This window comes from Paenarthrobacter sp. NPDC091669, from assembly GCF_044756725.1.
Lineage (GTDB): Bacteria > Actinomycetota > Actinomycetes > Actinomycetales > Micrococcaceae > Arthrobacter > Arthrobacter bambusae_C.
The window spans coordinates 21,824-38,245 of the sequence record NZ_JBIVTK010000014.1; the positions used below are offsets into that span (position 1 = coordinate 21,824).

13 protein-coding genes and 1 tRNA gene are annotated in these 16,422 nt (G+C 62.3%); 7 read left to right on the forward strand and 7 right to left on the reverse strand.

Features of this window, described 5'->3' with window-relative positions:
• The first annotated feature begins 725 nt into the window (after window positions 1–725).
• Both ACIQLI_RS19805 and ACIQLI_RS19810 read left to right on the forward strand, forming a co-directional pair.
• Complete coding sequence (locus ACIQLI_RS19805; protein WP_400391549.1) at window positions 726–1,460, forward strand: recombinase family protein; 735 nt, start codon at window positions 726–728, stop codon at window positions 1,458–1,460.
• A 41-nt stretch (window positions 1,461–1,501) separates the two neighbouring features.
• Window positions 1,502–1,873 (forward strand): hypothetical protein, encoded by a 372-nt coding sequence (locus tag ACIQLI_RS19810; RefSeq protein WP_400391742.1) that lies wholly within the window; start codon window positions 1,502–1,504, stop codon window positions 1,871–1,873.
• Window positions 1,874–2,463: 590 nt separating this feature from the next.
• Here ACIQLI_RS19810 and ACIQLI_RS19815 read toward each other — a convergent pair.
• The 5 genes from ACIQLI_RS19815 to ACIQLI_RS19835 all read right to left on the reverse strand — a co-directional run bounded on the left by ACIQLI_RS19815 (window position 2,464) and on the right by ACIQLI_RS19835 (window position 9,712).
• Window positions 2,464–2,540, reverse strand: a tRNA-Pro gene (locus ACIQLI_RS19815).
• Between the two features lie 98 nt (window positions 2,541–2,638).
• On the reverse strand, window positions 2,639–4,471 hold the full coding sequence (locus ACIQLI_RS19820; protein ID WP_400391553.1) for an ABC transporter ATP-binding protein: 1,833 nt from the start codon (window positions 4,469–4,471) through the stop codon (window positions 2,639–2,641).
• A complete protein-coding gene (locus tag ACIQLI_RS19825) occupies window positions 4,468–6,267 on the reverse strand; it encodes an ABC transporter ATP-binding protein (RefSeq protein WP_400391556.1) in 1,800 nt (599 codons plus the stop codon). Before ACIQLI_RS19825 ends, ACIQLI_RS19820 begins: the two co-directional genes overlap by 4 nt.
• Window positions 6,268–6,419: 152 nt before the next feature.
• Window positions 6,420–7,367, reverse strand: coding sequence for a metallophosphoesterase (locus tag ACIQLI_RS19830; protein WP_400391559.1), 948 nt, complete (start codon window positions 7,365–7,367; stop codon window positions 6,420–6,422).
• A gap of 2 nt (window positions 7,368–7,369) precedes the next feature.
• Window positions 7,370–9,712, reverse strand: coding sequence for a transglycosylase domain-containing protein (locus ACIQLI_RS19835; protein ID WP_400391562.1), 2,343 nt, complete (start codon window positions 9,710–9,712; stop codon window positions 7,370–7,372).
• On the opposite strand from ACIQLI_RS19835, the gene ACIQLI_RS19840 reads away from it, so the two are divergent.
• The 3 genes from ACIQLI_RS19840 to ACIQLI_RS19850 are packed head-to-tail and all read left to right on the forward strand — an operon-like array spanning window position 9,711 to window position 11,334.
• On the forward strand, window positions 9,711–9,866 hold the full coding sequence (locus tag ACIQLI_RS19840; RefSeq protein ID WP_011775990.1) for a DUF4177 domain-containing protein: 156 nt from the start codon (window positions 9,711–9,713) through the stop codon (window positions 9,864–9,866). The two genes, ACIQLI_RS19835 and ACIQLI_RS19840, sit on opposite strands and share 2 nt — an antisense overlap.
• 2 nt (window positions 9,867–9,868) lie before the next feature.
• The gene (locus ACIQLI_RS19845; RefSeq protein ID WP_354229291.1) at window positions 9,869–10,405 is read left to right on the forward strand and encodes a RidA family protein; all 537 of its coding nucleotides are present in this window, start codon (window positions 9,869–9,871) and stop codon (window positions 10,403–10,405) included.
• 17 nt (window positions 10,406–10,422) lie between these two features.
• Window positions 10,423–11,334, forward strand: a complete 912-nt coding sequence (locus ACIQLI_RS19850) for an NUDIX hydrolase (protein WP_400391565.1) — start codon at window positions 10,423–10,425, stop codon at window positions 11,332–11,334.
• Window positions 11,335–11,446: 112 nt separating this feature from the next.
• Here the strand turns inward: ACIQLI_RS19850 and ACIQLI_RS19855 are convergent, their stop codons facing one another.
• Window positions 11,447–12,124 (reverse strand): Crp/Fnr family transcriptional regulator, encoded by a 678-nt coding sequence (locus ACIQLI_RS19855; RefSeq protein WP_011775987.1) that lies wholly within the window; start codon window positions 12,122–12,124, stop codon window positions 11,447–11,449.
• Window positions 12,125–12,359: 235 nt separating this feature from the next.
• Here ACIQLI_RS19855 and ACIQLI_RS19860 point away from each other — a divergent pair, with 235 nt between their 5' ends.
• Window positions 12,360–13,544 (forward strand): MarP family serine protease, encoded by a 1,185-nt coding sequence (locus tag ACIQLI_RS19860; protein WP_400391568.1) that lies wholly within the window; start codon window positions 12,360–12,362, stop codon window positions 13,542–13,544.
• Window positions 13,545–13,638: 94 nt separating this feature from the next.
• Window positions 13,639–14,103 carry a type II 3-dehydroquinate dehydratase gene (gene aroQ, locus ACIQLI_RS19865; protein WP_091549676.1) on the forward strand — a complete coding sequence of 155 codons (465 nt, stop codon included), beginning with the start codon at window positions 13,639–13,641 and terminating at the stop codon, window positions 14,101–14,103.
• 87 nt (window positions 14,104–14,190) lie between these two features.
• Here the strand turns inward: aroQ and ACIQLI_RS19870 are convergent, their stop codons facing one another.
• Window positions 14,191–16,395: an alpha-galactosidase gene (locus ACIQLI_RS19870; RefSeq protein ID WP_400391572.1), complete on the reverse strand. Its 2,205-nt coding sequence runs from the start codon at window positions 16,393–16,395 to the stop codon at window positions 14,191–14,193.
• Window positions 16,396–16,422 lie beyond the last annotated feature (27 nt).

A 16,422-nucleotide genomic window follows, 5' to 3' on the forward strand; every position in this document is an offset into this window, starting at 1 on the left:
GAGTGGGAGTGGAATGGGCAGATTATGAGTTCTACCTGTCGTATTAGAACGCCAGGTCGTCTTATGGTCATCAGAAATGTACCGGCCTGCCTTCCTGGTCCGCTAGAACTGTCTGGCGCGCGGTTCGCTAATAGGATGTCCTCAAGGTGACAGGGTACCCGGCGCTGCACAGCGGAGCGTCGTTCTGACGCGGCTAGCAATTGTCCTGCGTTGCCCTGAGGTGGTCTGCCAAGAACTTGTGGTTGGGACACACTTAACAACATGTGCTCTGGGTGATCGCGTGAAACCGCGCTTCTATTCACACGCTACGTCGGCGAGCCAGGTGCTTCTGCCTTCGTGCTGGGGATTTCGAGTAGGACCGCCTCATAATCGTTGTCCTTTGTGCCGTGTACGTGAGCGTAGTTTTGAGGACGAAGTTGGTCTCGGCGGGAAGGTTCACTCCATCTAGAAGAGTCGAAGTCTCGCCGCCAACCGCTAACAGTTCAGCGCTCTCTTTTATCCTCCCGAGGCCACCGCTTTACAGAGGAGGACCAATGTGCATTCGCACGGCTTAAGGGTATAGAACGGTGATTTGGATGTCCCGGGAATATATCGAGAGCTGAAGAACAACAGAACCCCATGCGTACTATCTCGGCTACCTTCCAAAAGATGCTCAGAGAACCGAGCCGATTCATGGAAGGAGCCAGCAAATTTCAGTCCCGGTTCAGGACACCTGACGAAAACTCGTGAGTGGGTGGCGAAGTCATCCCCTACACAAGATCCTGGGGCGCAGCAAGAAGCAGACTGAGACGGCTGCTGACATTGACGAGGATGGAAACTCGATAGCGACGCAACGTGAGGTTTGTTTGAAGAAGTCCCAGGGGCTAAATGCGGATGTCGTTGAAGAATTCTCCGAACCTGGTGTGTCTGCGAAGAACATCGAAGATCGCCCTGCCTTCAAAAAGCTCCTCGAGTACCTTGAGTATCACAAGGAGGTTGACTATGTGCTCGTCTACGCTCGATCACGCGCATTCCGCAATCTTGAGGACGCGGTCATTACAGAGCGTCACTTCAAGCGCATTGGCGTAAGGCTCGTGTCCGCTAGGGACGACTTCGGAGAGTCGATTCAGGGCAACGCCATGAAGAGCATTACCGACACCATCAATCAGATGCAGAACGAGCTCAGTGGTGAAGATATTCGGATCAAGCTGGAACATAAAGCACGAAACGGTGGGACGGTTCGCAAAGCACCGGTCGGGTATCTGAATATTCGGATGGACATTGGTGGGCGCATGGTCAATACGGTGGGGCTCGACGAACAACGCGCACCACTCATCCGGACGGCGTTCGAGCTGTATGCGACGGGCAAGTACAGCATCGAACGTCTTGAAGCCTCAATGGCCGACCTCGGGCTCACAGCTCGGCCGACTATCTCCCTTCCAGAACGCCCTCTATCACCAGTTACCTCCACAAGACTCTAAAGGATCCTTACTACACCGGCTTCGTTCCTCACAAGGGTGAAATCTATTCCGGTCGTCACGAGGCGATCGTGAGTCAGGAGCTATTCGATCAAGTTCAGGCAGTTATGGCAGCGCGCAGCGGGGCAGGCCAACGGGATCGGGTTTACGACCATGTGCTAAAGGGCATGATCTTTTGCAAGAAGTTCGAACGGCGGGGCAGAACTAGTCGGGTGATCTTCACGAAGGCAAGAGGGCGGGGCAATACCATTCATGAGTTTTTCTTCTGCCGCTCCCGGCAGGACGGAGACTGTGACTTGCGGTATGTGCCTGGCCTACGTCGTGGAGGAGAAGCTCCTAAACACCTACGAACGCCTGGAGCTCGACGAGGCGTTCCGAGACGACATCACCCGGCGACTTTCGGGAGCGACAAGTAATGAACAGGCCGATCTCAAGGCTGTTCGGGCCAACATGACTAACGAACTCCGGAAAATTGAGCAGAAGGAAGCTCGACTTATCGACCTCCTCACTGATGACACGTTGCCGTTGACGAAGATTCGGGAAAAGCTCCACGAACTTCGTGTCCAGCGATTCCGAATCGAAGAAAGTTTGGCGAATCTCTCGGAGAAGTTAGCGGCGGGTGGAGAAGTCCTGATCCGGTCGATTCGTCGTGTATTGGCTCCCCGGCAGACTTACGAGACGGCACCTGACAAGGTCAAGCGATTGCTCAATGAATCATTCTTCACACACTTCTTCCTGGATGAGGAAGGGGGAGTGGAAGGGCCACTCAATCCGCCTTACGACGATATCTTCGCCGCCGAGGCAGCCTACCGGTCAAACGTCGTAACTATGACAACGGCAATTGCCCCATCGACCGGTTCGTCCCTGAATGCTGCCAAGAAGGTTCATTTTGGGGCCGAACTGGCCGATTTGAGGGCACACAAAAATGGCGCCGATTTCTCGGCGCCACCTCTGTTGTCGAACTTAATGTCGGTCTACTCGAACCATGGTTCGAATAAAGCAACTTTGGTCGGGATGACAGGATTTGAACCTGCGACCTCTTCGTCCCGAACGAAGCGCGCTACCAAGCTGCGCTACATCCCGATCCGCTGCGAAAGCAACTGTTCAAGAATAGCCGAAACGTCCCGTGATGCGAAATCGAGGAGCCGGTGTCCCTTGTCACAGCTGCAAGGCTGCGAAAGCTACACCAGAGAGTCCCGCCAGGCCCCGTGCAGCTGGGCAAACCGCCCGCCTCCACTGATCAGCTCAGCGGGTGTTCCGTCTTCCACAATGCGGCCATCGTGGACCACCAGCACCCTGTCGGCGGTCTCCACGGTGGAGAGTCGGTGGGCGATGATGATTGCCGTCCTGGCCCCTCTGCCACCGGCCACTCCCTCCAGCAGGTTGGACAGGCCCTGCTGAACCATCCGCTCGGACGGAATATCCAGCGAGGACGTTGCTTCATCAAGGATCAGGACGGCCGGCGCGGCAAGGAAGGCGCGGGCGAAACCAATAAGCTGGCGCTGGCCTGAAGACACGCGCCCACCGCGCTTGTTGACGTCCGTGTCGTAGCCCTCGGGGAGGCTCATGATGAACTCGTGCGCACCCACGGCGGCTGCAGCAGCTTCAATCTCGGCCCGCGATGCTTCAGGACGTCCCAGCGCGATGTTGTCCGCCACGGAGCCGCTGAACAGGAACGCTTCCTGCGTCACCATCACCACGGCACGGCGGAGATCCGTGGTGGACAGGTCCCGAAGGTCCACGCCGTCCAGCGTGATTGCGCCGGAGGTGACGTCGTAGAAGCGCGCCACGAGCTTGGCCAACGTGGACTTGCCGGCACCTGTCTGGCCCACCAGCGCGATGGTCTGTCCGGCCGGGATATGCAGGTCCAGCGTGGGAACAACTACCTTGCCGTCGCTGTAGCCAAACTCCACGCCCTTGAAGTCGATCTCGCCACGTGAGCTCTTCAATGGCACAGGGTTTTTCGGTGGACGGACCGTGGGAACTTCCTCGAGGAGCCCGGAGACCTTTTCCAGGGCAGCCTGCGCGCTCTGGAAGGAGTTGTAGAACATGGCCATCTGGTCCACGGGCTGGAAGAAGCGCTTTGTGGAGAGGATCAGGGCCAGCAGGACGCCAACGGCGAGGTCCCCACCCAGCACGCGGAAGCCACCGAACAGCAGGACCACGGCGACGCAGACGTTGCCGATCAACACGAGGCCAGGCTGGAAGATGCCGTTCAGGTTGATGGAGCGGACGGTGTTCTTGCGGTAATCCTCGGCCAGTTCGCCGTACCGGTCAGCGTTTTCGCGCTCCTTACGGAAGGCCTTCACTGCGCGGATGCCGGTCATGGTTTCCACGAAGTGAACGATCAATCTGGCGGAGACCACCCGGGATTCACGGAAGGCGATTTGCGAGTGCTTTTGGTACCAGCGGGCCAGGAAGAACATGGGCACGCCGGCGGCGAGGACGATCAGTCCACTGCGCCAGTCAAGGGCAAAGATGGTGAAGGCGGTGAACACCATGAACAGCATGCCGGACGCCAATGAACTGACGCCGGAATCCAAGAGTTCCCGTAGAGCTTCGAGGTCCGAGGTCTGCCGGGCGATGATGCGCCCGGACGTGTATTTCTCGTGGAACTCAAGGCTCAACCGCTGGGTGTGCCGGAAAACGCGAAGGCGAAGATCCAGGAGCATGGCTTGGCTCAGCCGGGCAGTGGAGGTCACGTACAGCGCCGTCATTCCTGCTGTGGCGATCGCAGCAGCCAGATAGAGGGAGCCAGCCAGCACCAAGGGGCCGTTGTCACCCGCCTGCAGCGCAGGAAGGGCGTTGTCGATCCCGAAGGCGATCAGCGCGGGTCCGGCCACCCGGGTGAGCTGCGAGACCACCACCATCACGATCGTCAGCCAGAAACGCAACCGCACCGGGCGGATGAGCGAGGCAAGCAAGGTGAGCGACCGGCGTCGTACGGCTTTGCTGTCTGCTTTGGTGAGGAGCGTGTTGTCCTCGTTGGCGGTTCCAAACGTTGCGGCACTCACCGGCGGGCCTCCTCAGCTTCTTCGAGCTCGTCCAGTTCGGTGTCCAGGTCCTTGGGACCGGCGTCCAGGCTGGCAATGACGTAGCGGTAATGATCGTTGTCGGCCAGCAGCTCCGTATGGGTCCCGACGGCGGTGATGGTTCCGTTTTCGAGCAAGGCCACCCGGTCCGCCAACGCCACGGTGGAAGGGCGGTGCGCGACGATCAACGTGGTCGTCTCCCGGAGTACCTCGCGTAGCCGCGCCTCCACGCGTTCCTCAGTGTTGACGTCCAGCGCGGACAGGGGGTCATCCAGGACCAGGACCTTCGGCTTGGCTGCGATGGCCCGGGCCAGGGCAATGCGCTGGCGCTGGCCGCCGGAGAGGCTCAGCCCCTCTTCGCCGATCAGCGTGTCCACGCCATCCGGCAAGGAGTAGGCAAATTGGGCCTGTGCTACGTCCAGGGCTTCATCCAGGGCAGCGTCGCTGGGATCGGGAGCGCCGAGGAGCACGTTGTCCCGCACGGAGCTGGAGAACAGCGTGGTGTCCTCGAAGGCTACGGCCACTATCCTGCGGAGTTCCTCGACGTCGTAGTCGCGGACATCCACGCCGTCGATCGTCACTGCACCTTCGGTGACGTCGTACAGGCGGGGGACCAGTTGGAGCATGGCGCTCTTGCCGCTGCCGGTGATGCCCACCAGGGCCATGGTCTCGCCGGGACGGATATCCAGGGTGAGGTCGTGCAAAAGCGAGCCGCCGTCGTCGAACCCGAAACCCGCATGCTCAAAGCGCAAGGCGCCCTTCACCGTCTCCGGCACGGCGGCCTGATCCGGCGAGGTAATGGTGTTCTCCGTGTCCATGACCTCGAAGTGGCGGTCCAGGGCGGTCTTCGCGGTCAGGGCCATGGCCAGGAGCATGCCGGAGAATTCCACTGGCGTGGCCACAACAGCTGCGGTGGCGAAGAATGCCACCAGCGCGCCGATGCTCAGCTCCCCGTTGGCTGCGAGCATGATGCCCACCACCAGTCCGACGCCCAGCGCCAATTCCGGGAGCAGGGTCACTACCAGCGTGAAGCCGGCTTGCTGCTTGGCCTTCGCGATCTCCGTCTGGCGAAGTTCCTCGGCCTGGCCGTTGAAGTTCTCCAGTGCTTCGCGGCTCCGGCCAAAGGCCTTCAGGACGCGGATGCCGTGGACGGATTCCTCAACGGTGGTGGCGAGGTCGCCGGCTTGGTCCTGGCTCAGGCGGGTGACCAGGCTGAAGCGGCGGCGGAAGCGGAAGGAGTTGATCATGATCGGCACGGCCGCGCCCAGGAAGATCAGCGCCAGCTGCCAGCTCATGGAGAACATCACGCCAACGCCGATGATCACCGTCAGTGTGGTGACCACCAGCATGATCGCGCCGAACGCCATCCAGCGGCGCAGGAAGCTCAGGTCCGTCATGGCGCGGGAGAGCAGCTGGCCCGAGCCCCAGCGGTCGTGGAACGCCACGGTGAGCTCTTGCAGGTGGCCGTACAGGGTCACGCGCATCCTGGTCTCAACCGTGGTGGCCGGGTTGATGACGAACTGCCGGCGCAATGCCACCAGTCCCGCTTCAGCCACGCCCAACGCAAGAATCACGACGGCGGCAATCCAGACTGCGTCCGTGGAACCGCCCGGCTGCAAGGAGTTGTTGACGAGGACCCGCAGGACCTGCGGAATCGTCAGCGCAACAATGCTCGCGAGCAAGGCGCAGATCAGGCCCATGAAAAGGCGGGGGAGGATGGGCCGCACATGAGGGTACAGGCGGCCGACGGAGGTGAAAAATGACGTTTGCTTGGACATGCCCGCTTCTCAACAGCTGGATCTTCAGATGGTGCGGAGGTAGTTTCCCGTAGCAACTACCCTATGCCATGGCGTGATTCGTTTCACAGGCCACCGCAACGTAGGTGAAATGTTTGACCCAGTTATTGAGGATCGTAATGATCCCTCTACGTTTAGCTGCGTGCCGTGAGGGTGAGCAGGACAGCCTCCGGGCGGCAGGCGATCCGGACCGGTGCGAAGCGCGAGGTGCCGATGCCGCCGGAGACGTTCACCGGCGTCGTGAATTCCTTGCTTTCCCAGTCGTGGAGGCCTTTGGCGCGCCACGTGGGGAGGTCGCAGTTGGAGACGAGGGCTCCGTAGCCGGGGATGCAGATCTGGCCGCCGTGCGTGTGGCCGGCGAGGATCAGGTCTGCTCCGGCCTCGGTGAAGTGGTCCAGCACGCGCTGGTACGGAGCGTGAATGACGCCGACCTTCAGATGGCGGCGCGCATCCTGGTTGACGGTTCCGCGGGACCAACCGGCATACCGCTCGCGTTTGAGGTGGGGATCGTCCACTCCCGAGAAATCGAACCGGAGTCCATTCAGGACCACCGACTGGGCACGGTTGGTCAGATCGATCCAACCACCCATACCGAACGCGGAGCGAAGCCTCGGCCAATCGAGCTTGACGGGGTCTTTCTTGTGCCTCGACGGTCCGCGGAAGTAGCCGGCAGGATTCTTGATCCTTGGCGCGTAGTAGTCGTTGGACCCGGGAACGAACACCCCGGGGAACTCCAAGAGCGGACGTAGAGCCTGGATCAGGGGATCTATGGCCTTGGCATGGCTCAGGTTGTCGCCTGTATTGACCACGAGGTCGGGCTTCAGCTCAGCCAAGGACTCAAGCCAATGGGCCTTCTTGTCCTGACCTGGAACGAAGTGGATATCGCTCAGGTGCAGCACACGGAACGGCGCCGATCCCTCAGGGAGGATCGGCAGGGTTTCATGGCGGACCTCGAATTGGTCCTTCTCCCACCAGCCATAGGCAGCTGCTGCTGCGCCGACTGTTGCACCGAGGGCTGTCGTGACGGCGAAACCGCGCCCGACGGTGCGGACGCGGTTTGCCAGTAAATCACGGAAGGACACGCTTAGTCCTTATCGTTGTTGCCGTTGTCGTTATTGCCGTTGTTCCCATTGCCGCCGTTTCCGTTATTGGAGGGTGGTGCTGGGTTCGGATTGGACGGCGCCGGCGTGTTGTTGCGCTGCGGGGCCGCCGTGCCGAGCAAGTTGGACGGCGGAGCCTGGAACGGGTTGGTTCCGTAGGCCGGGGCGACCGACAACATGTAGTTGGTGAACTGCGGACCGGCAATCATATAACCGTCGATGGCCGGGTAGAACTTGCCGTTGACCGTCAGATTGCGGCCCGGGCGGAGCTGGTTGTCCAGCGGATCACCGAACCACGAGGCCGTGGCCAGGCCGGTGGTGTAACCCACCACCCACGTGGAGCCGTTGGAGTCGTTGGTACCGGTCTTGGCGGCAACCGGGAAGTTGCCCTTCGTGGAAAGCGACGGGCGGATCAGCGAACCCGACCCTGCATTGAGTACTTCCTGCATGGCGTAAGCAACGCCACGGGCAACCTCGGGCTTCACCGCGTCCTTACAGTTTGAGGACTGTGCCGGTAGTTCAGCGCCTGACTGGTCCTTCACCGATGTGATGGCGATCGGTTCGCAGTATTTACCGTCAGCGGCAAAGGTCGCGAAAGCGGCGGCCATGGTCAGCGGCGCAGTCTGAGTAGCACCGATCAGGTTTGACAGCGTGGTCATCGGAACCTTGGGGTTCGGATCAGTCACCTTGCCTGTGTCATCGCGGCTCGGGAGTCCACCGTGGATGCCGGTGGCATCCACGATGCCCTGAATACCGCAGAGGTCAACCTGGGCTGCCGAAGCGAACGTCGCGGTGTTGATGGAGTTCATGAGGCCGTAAAGGACGGTCATGTTCCGGTAGTAGCCCTCATCCGAGTTCTGGAGGTCGAAGCTACCGGCCACGTTCCTGTCGTAGAACCCATTCACCGGTGTGGAGCAGGTGTTCCGCCAAGGGAAGTTCACACCGTACCTACGGACGCTCGCGTTGATGTTCTGGTTCATCGACTTGCCCTCGTTCAACCACTGGGCGAACGTGAAGGGTTTCATGGTCGAGCCAGGCTGGAAGCCACCGATGCCGTTGAGGTCATTGCCGTTGGCGTCCAGGACGTCAACGTTGAAGTTCTGGGTCTGATCGAACTTGCCCTCTTGAGGCAGCCAGACGGTGTTCTGGGCCATGCTGACGATCTGGCCCGTACCCGGCTGGACCGAGGTGATGGACGCGCCCCACTTATCCGGGTTGGCGCCGGCCGTGGCATCAACCTGCTGCTGGGCCACGGTCTGGGCTGTCGGGTCGAGGGTGGTCTGGATGGTGAGGCCACCACGCTGGACGCGCTTCACGCGCTCTTCAGTGGTGTCGCCATATGCAGGGTTGTTGAAGAGCAGGTGAAGGACGTAGTCACAGAAGTACGGCGCCATGGTGGCGTACGCGCAACCCTGGCGGGCGGGAGTGACCTTGGTGGTGACCGGGGTGGCTACGGCTTCGTCGTACTCGGCCTGCGTGATCTTGCCCTGGTTCACCATGGCAGCGAGCACCAGGTCGCGGCGCTTCTGCGCGCTGTCCGGGTTCGCGATGGGATCGAAGGCCGAGGGGCTGTTCACGAGGCCGGCCAGGAGGGCGGCCTGCGGAAGTGTCAGGTCCTTGGCGGTGGTGCTGAAGAAGAACTTGGAGGCAGCTTCGATTCCGTAAGCGTCACGGTTGAAGAAGACGATGTTGAGGTAGCCCTCGAGGATCTGCTCCTTGGAGAACTTCTTCTCCAGGGCGATGGCGAGCTTCATTTCGCGGAGCTTGTCGCCCACGCCTTTGCCGCCACCATTGAGCTTGACGTCTTCTTCGCGGTCGGACGCCACCAGGGACTCGTTGATGACGTTGTTCACGTACTGCTGCGTGATGGTGGACGCGCCCTGCTTGTTGCCGCGGGCGGTGCTGACGATGGCTCGCATGATGCCGGTGGTGTCGATGCCGCCGTGCTCATAGAAACGGCTGTCCTCAATGGCGATGACAGCGTCCTTGATGAACGGGCTCATCGAATCCAGGGGGACCTTGGTCCGGTTCTCCGCGTAGATCGAGGCGATCGGCGTACCGTCCTTCGCCAGGATCGTGGTGTTCTGGCTGGGCGGATCCACCTGAAGCTCCGCCGGCAGAGTGTCAAAGAACTGTATTGAACCACTAGCGGCACTGCCCGAAACGGCGGCTGCGGGGACCAAAAGGCCCGCCACCAGGACGCCACAAATCGCGCTCACACCGAGGAAACCTAGAATCTTTCCGAGGGTGGTGGCAGTGTCGAATAGTGGGTTCTTGCGAGTCACCATGTTTTCCACTTTACCGGCAAGGGCTAGGCTTTCTGTCATGACCAAATGGGAGTACGCCACGATTCCGCTCATAATCCACGCCACGAAGCAGATCCTGGACCAGTGGGGCGAAGACGGCTGGGAGCTTGTCCAGGTCGTCGGTGGCCCCGATGGCAAAGGCCTTGTTGCATACCTGAAGAGGGAGAAGCAGTAACCATGACCACCCCCGCAGAAACCACGTCTCCCGCGGAATCCGGCGCCCCCACGTCTGCTGTGGAGCAGCGCCTGGCCGAGCTCGGATTGACCCTCCCCGAGGTCGCCGCACCTGTTGCCGACTACGTGCCGGCCATCGTCTCCGGCAACTACGTTTACACGTCCGGACAGCTGCCCTTTATTAACGGCAAACTCGAAGCTAAGGGCAAGGTCTCCCTCGGTGAGTTGGGCACGTCCGACGAACCTACCGTTGATCCCGAAGACGCCAAGCGCTACGCCGCAATCTGCGCCATCAACGCCCTGGCAGCGGTCAAGAGCGTCATCGGCGACCTCGATCGCATCACCCGCATCGTCAAGGTGGTTGGTTTCGTAGCCTCCGAGTCCACCTTCACCGGCCAGCCCGGCGTCATCAACGGCGCGTCCGAACTCCTCGGCCAGGTCCTGGGCGAGGCAGGCAAGCACGCCCGCTCCGCCGTCGGCGTTTCTGTCCTGCCGCTCGACTCTCCTGTTGAAGTCGAGCTCATCGCTGAATTCAGCTAAGGAACCGGTTCACCCAATTGCCGCAGCTTGCCCGCCGCCTGTTTGTACTGCCTCCCGAACTCGAAGGGGCAGCACGAAACTGGCTTGAGCTCGGCGAGCGGACCCCCAGGGCCGCCCGCCATGCATCGTCCGTTGTGCTCTTGCGCGATTCGCCCACCGGTTTGGAGACCTGGCTTGGTTATAGGCCAGGCTCCTCGCCGTTGGGCGTTGTCGCGTTCCCGGGCGGTTCACTTGACCCGTCCGACGACGATCCCGTCGGTTGGGTAGGCCCCACGCCCCAGCAGTGGGCTGAGCACATGGGAACGGACGACGTCGGACTCGCCCGCCGTCACGTGGTGGGCGCCATCCGCGAACTCTTTGAAGAAACCGGTGTGCTGCTTGCCGGACCGGATGCTTCCTCCACCGTTGAGGCCAACTCAACGGTGGATTGGATGCGGGCCCGGGAAGCCGTGGCCGCGCAGGAAAAGTCCTTCACGGAGATGCTCTCCAAGCGTGGGCTGTCTCTCCGCACTGATCTGCTCAAACCTCTGGTGAACTGGCTGAGCCCGGACTTCGCGCATGCCCGGTTCAACACGCGCTACTTCGCTGCCACGGTTCCCGTGAACCAGCAGCCGAGCATCCTGGAGAGCAAGGGCGTGTGGGGTCGCTGGGTTACCGCTGCCGAAGCGATCGCCCTCAGGGAGACCCCGGCGCTCGGCGATGAGATTGGCCAGCCGAATACGGTGGGCCTCACCCTCGGCCAGCTCTTGGTCCCAGGCTCCGAGATCATGCTCGAGAAAATGGCCGCCTCCAACGGTTGCATCGCCTACCTGAGCTACAAACGCAAAGCGCATGTGTACCAAGCGAAGCTCGTGGACGAAGGCGGAATCCTGATGCTCGAGGTCGAGGCAGCACGGACCATTGCTGGAGAGCCCCAGCGCGAGCGTTAGCCCCTTTTTCGACCGTCTCTCACGTCCCGCGGGTTTGAGCCGGACCCTCTCTCACTTCCAACCAAAAAGCCGCCCCAGTCACGACCGGGGCGGCTTTTCTGCGATGTGACGCTTAGCGCGAACGCTGGCGAAGACGCTGCATGTCCAGGATCACGACGGCGCGGGCTTCCAGACGGAGCCAACCGCGCTGGACGAACTCGGCCAGTGCCTTGTTGACGGTTTCGCGGGAAGCGCCAACCAGCTGGGCCAGTTCTTCCTGCGTGAGCTCGTGGGCCACCAGGACGCCGTCGGTCGCCGGACGGCCGAAGCGGTCGGCCAGGTCCAGCAGGGCCTTGGCAACGCGGCCCGGAACGTCGGAGAAGACGAGGTCGGACAGTGAGTCGTTGGTGCGGCGGAGGCGGCGGGCCAGGGCCTGCAGCAGCTGCGCGGAAACCTCGGGGCGCGTGCGAAGCAATGCGTTGAGGCTCTCGTTCTTGAGGCCGGCCAGGCGGGTCTCCGAAACGGCGGTAGCCGTGGCGGTACGCGGGCTGGGGTCGAACAACGCCATTTCGCCGAAGAGCTCGCCCGGGCCGAGGATGGCCAGCAGGGACTCGCGACCATCGGGGGAGGTACGGCCGAGCTTCACCTTGCCGGAAACGATGAAGTAGAGCTGGTCACCCTGGTCGCCTTCGCGGAACACCGAAGCTCCACGTGAAAGGTCCACCTCGGTGAGTTCGTCCGTCAGCAAGCGGAATGCGTCGTCGTCAAGGGTGGCGAAGAGGGGTGCGCGGCGCAATACCTCGATGTCCATGAAATCTCCTGAATATAAGTTTCGGTCGTGGCGCTCAGGCCATTGTTTCAGAATTTTTAGGCTTCTGTGACGTACTTGGCACGTGAAACGCTGAAACTACGCGGATTTCGGCCGCGGAACACCGCAAATGGCGGCCCTGAACCGGCTTTTGGTGGCTGTTGCGGGTGATGTGACTAACGGTTGGTTGTCAGGGTCCGCAACTACAATTGGCGCTACCCGGCTATGAGGAGCATTGGTGTTTGGCTTGACGATATTGGATTTGGCATTGATCTTGATGCTGCTGTCCTACCTGATCTATGGCCTGCGCAACGGCTTTATGGTCACGCTGGGTGGAATTGCCGGATTTGTGGTGGGTGCCATTGCGGCGTTCGTTGCCGTGCCGCTTGTGAGTGGCTGGGTGACGGACAGTGGTTGGAGGCTGACCGCTACGGTGGGTGCCGCCGTCGTGCTTATTGCCTTGGGTCATGGGCTGGGAACCATGATCGGGCGCAGAATCCGCCATGCCGTGCGGATCAAGCCGCTGCACGCCGTTGACCGGTTGATCGGTGGCGTGGTGAGTGTGGTGGTGGCTGCGCTGGTCATGTCCATGTTGGCGTTCAGCATCAGTTCGCTGGGCGTGCCTTTTGTTTCCCAGCAGCTGGCCGGTTCCCGTGTGATCCGCTACATCGACAACATCACTCCAACGCCAGTCAAGAGCACCATGGCGCAGTTGCGGTCAACGGTGATCGGCGACGGCATCCCCAAGCTCATCGAGGGCATCGGCCCCGTGACTCCGGTGCCCGTCCCCAACGCCTCAACGGACACCCCTGCCCTGAACCAGGCTGCCGAGTCCGTCCTCAAGATCGCGGGCACAGCCTTTGAATGCGGCCAGAACCAGACTGGATCCGGATTTGTCGTCTCGCCCGGGCGCGTCGTGACCAATGCGCACGTTGTGGCGGGCGTGTCGCAGCCGGTGGTGGAAGTTCCCGACGGCGGCGCGTTGCCGGGTCGGGTGGTGTACTTCGACCCCCAGCGTGACATCGCAGTCCTGGCCGTGGACGGACTGCAGTCCAGTCCGCTGCCGATGAGTGAGGACCTGCCCGAAGGCAGCCCCGCGGCCTTTGCCGGGTACCCGCACGGCGGTCCCTTCCAATCGAAGCCGGCCACCGTCCAAGGAATTTCGACCATCATTGTCCCGGACATCTACGGCGACAATCCCTCCCCGGAGCTGGTCTATAAGCTGGCTGGTGATGTCCAGCCGGGCAACTCCGGCGGTCCGCTGCTGACCATGCAGGGCGAGGTGGCCGGGCTGATCTTCGCCAAGACCACCACCGATGCTGCCCTCGGCTTTGCCCTCACCATGGCAGACCTCGAGCCAGTAGCGGCGCAGGCTTCCGGGCTCAGCAATCCGGTTTCGCCGGGTCAGTGCACCCGTAAGTAGGGTTTCTCCCACATGGTGGGTGTTTTCGGGCTCTGAGCTCTCACGGAGCGGGCACGGTTCCCCTGCATTCCCGGGCCGCTATAGATTGGGAGCCATGACTGAAGCCACTCCCGCCACCGAAGCCGGTCGCGGCACCATCCTTGTGATCAATGGACCAAACCTCAACCTTTTGGGCACCCGCGAGCCGGAGAAGTACGGAACGTCCACACTGGCCGACGTCGAGCAACTCGCCATGTCGGCGGCTGCGGCCCATGGCTTCACTGTTGACTGCGTGCAGTCGAACCACGAAGGCGATCTCCTGGACGCGATCCACGCCGCACGTGGGACGGCCGTTGGGATTGTCATCAACGCCGGGGCCTACACGCACACCTCCGTGGCACTTCGTGACGCCCTGGCGGCTGTGCAGCTGCCCGCCGTCGAAGTCCACATCACCAACGTCCACCAGCGCGAAGAGTTCCGTCACCACTCGTACTTGTCGGGGGTCTGCACTGCAATCATCGTCGGTGCTGGGGTGCTTGGGTACAAGCTGGCTATCGACTACTTGGCGGACGCCGTCTAAAGCCCGCGTCATTTGAGCGAGGGTTCCCGGCAAGCCCGTGGGATGTGGAAGAGGGTTCCCGGGAAGCCCGAGGGATGTGGGAGAGCGTCAGAGGGCCGTGAACCGCAGCAGGATGGCGTGCTCCGGGTTCAGGACCGGCATGGGCAGACCTACCTCGCCCAGGAAGCGCCCGCTGGCCTCCGCTCCCGAAGCCAGCCACGGCGCAGGCTTTGCCTCACTGAACGTGTGCCCGTAGTCGGCGTCCCCCGGTGCGGGGAAGACTGCATCCACACGGTATGAACGCGCAGCGTCCAGCCCAGGAATGGCAACCCGTCCGGGCTGCTCGGCGAATCCTGTCCGGGTCTTGACCACCGCGAAAAGCGCAGCTGTGGCACCAATCGGTGTTCCGGCGTCGGGCCCTTCAGGGTCCGCAACAACACCGTGGAGCATCAGCGACTCGTCCGGCAGGTCTGCGCGGACCATTCGTCCACTGTGGATGAGGCCGCGGTGTTCCTTGTAGAGGCCGATGAAGCGCTTGAGTTCCTCGCGCTCCGCCCCGGTGACGGAACGGACGTCCCATTCCATGCCGAAGTGCCCGAACAGGGCAGTGATGGCACGGAAGGAGAGGTGGTGCGTCCGACCGGTGGTGTGCGACGTCGTAGGTCCAATGTGCCCACCCACCAGCTCCGGTGGAACCACCATGCCGGTCCAGCGCTGGATCGTCTGGCGTTCCAGGGCGTCGTTGCAGTCCGAAGCCCAGATGCGGTCCGTCCGGTCCAGGATGCCGAGGTCAACGCGCGCACCGCCGGAGGAGCAGCTTTCGATCTCCACCCCCGGGTGGGCCGCACGGAGGGCATCGAACAGCCGGTACGCGGCCAAGGTCTGTTCGTGAACGGAGGCCCGGCCTGCATGCCCGTGCTCCAGAAGATCGCGGTTCTGGTCCCACTTGAGATAGCTGATGTCGTTCTCACGCAGCAAAGTGTCCATGCGGTCGTAAATGTACTGCCACGCGTCCGGATTCACGAGGTCGATCACGTGTTGCTGCCGCCACTCGAGTGGCAGCCGGCCACCGTTCTTATGGGAAGCGGCAGAAGGCCCCACGATCCATTCGGGATGCGCCCGGGCGGCGTCGGAGTCGAGGTTGATCATTTCCGGCTCAACCCACAGCCCAAACTCCATGCCATGGCTGGTCACCGCATCAATCAGTGGCGTCAGCCCGTGGGGCCACACCGTCTCGTCCACGTACCAGTCGCCCAGCCCCGCATGGTCGTCGCGGCGCCCGCGGAACCAACCGTCGTCGAGCACGAAGCGCTCCACGCCGAGGTCCGCAGCGGATTCGGCCAGCTCCATCAGGGTGTCCAGGTTGTGGTCGAAGTAGACCGCTTCCCAGGTGTTGAGGACTACTGGGCGGGGCTTGCCCGAAAGCGTGCCCACATGATGCGGCCGCGAGCGGAACCAGCTGTAGAACGCCTCGCTGATGCCGTCCAAGCCGCGGTCTGAGTAGGCGGCAAACAGTGCAGGAGTGGTGTAACTTTCACCGGGCTGCAGGACCACTTCAGCCGGGCCCAGAAGCTCGGAGCCCCCTATCACGGTGCGCCCATCGGCAACGCTATCCGCGAATTCCTCGTGGTTGCCGCTCCAGGCCAGATGCGTGGCCCACACCTTGCCGTGCCTGTTCCCGAAGCCGGCCGTTCCGGCGGCCAGCAGGAGTGATGAGTCGTGCCCGGTGCGGCCGTGGCGTCCGGTCCGTACCCAGGTTCCCTGCTGGATGGCCCGGCGCTGCGGGTGCCGTTCACGGCACCAGCGGCCTGTCAGGTCCAAAAGTTCGACGGCGTCAGACGCCACCGGGAGCATCGTCGCCAACTCATCAACCTGGTAGGGCGACGTTCCGTCGTTGGTGACTGTGTGCCGCATTTCCAGCAGCCCGCCCGAATGCAAGGTGAGGGTGCTGGTCACGGTGATGCCGGCGTCGGGATCTGCCTGGACAATCACGGCAGTAGACCCGCCCGCAGCGCCGCCGTCCGTCGTCGCGCTCTTCACGCGCAGACGAACCGAGAAATCGAAGCCGGGAACGCCGTTGGTGATGCGGTGGCCGCGGAGCCCGGGCCTGCCCTGCCAGGCCGACGAAGCCTGGGGGAGGAGCCCGGCGGGGACGTTGGCGTCGATCGAGGACGGTGGGATGGGCTCGCTGAGGATCGCCAGATCGGGCAGGGTGTCGCCCAGATCGGCTCCCCAGTGGGTGATCTCGGCCTCTCCGCGGTGGGTGCTGATCACCAGGCTGGTGCCTGCGGAACGGAGGTGGAGCGGGTGCATGGGTGAAGTCGCTTTCGGATCGAGGGC

Coding starts and splice junctions, on each gene's coding strand:
- ACIQLI_RS19840 (WP_011775990.1), top strand. CDS start 9,711: ATGACCAAATGGGAGTACGCCACGATTCCGCTCATAATCCACGCCACG.
- ACIQLI_RS19870 (WP_400391572.1), bottom strand. CDS start 16,395: ATGCACCCGCTCCACCTCCGTTCCGCAGGCACCAGCCTGGTGATCAGC.
- ACIQLI_RS19855 (WP_011775987.1), bottom strand. CDS start 12,124: ATGGACATCGAGGTATTGCGCCGCGCACCCCTCTTCGCCACCCTTGAC.
- ACIQLI_RS19845 (WP_354229291.1), top strand. CDS start 9,869: ATGACCACCCCCGCAGAAACCACGTCTCCCGCGGAATCCGGCGCCCCC.
- ACIQLI_RS19825 (WP_400391556.1), bottom strand. CDS start 6,267: ATGTCCAAGCAAACGTCATTTTTCACCTCCGTCGGCCGCCTGTACCCT.
- ACIQLI_RS19835 (WP_400391562.1), bottom strand. CDS start 9,712: ATGACAGAAAGCCTAGCCCTTGCCGGTAAAGTGGAAAACATGGTGACT.
- aroQ (WP_091549676.1), top strand. CDS start 13,639: ATGACTGAAGCCACTCCCGCCACCGAAGCCGGTCGCGGCACCATCCTT.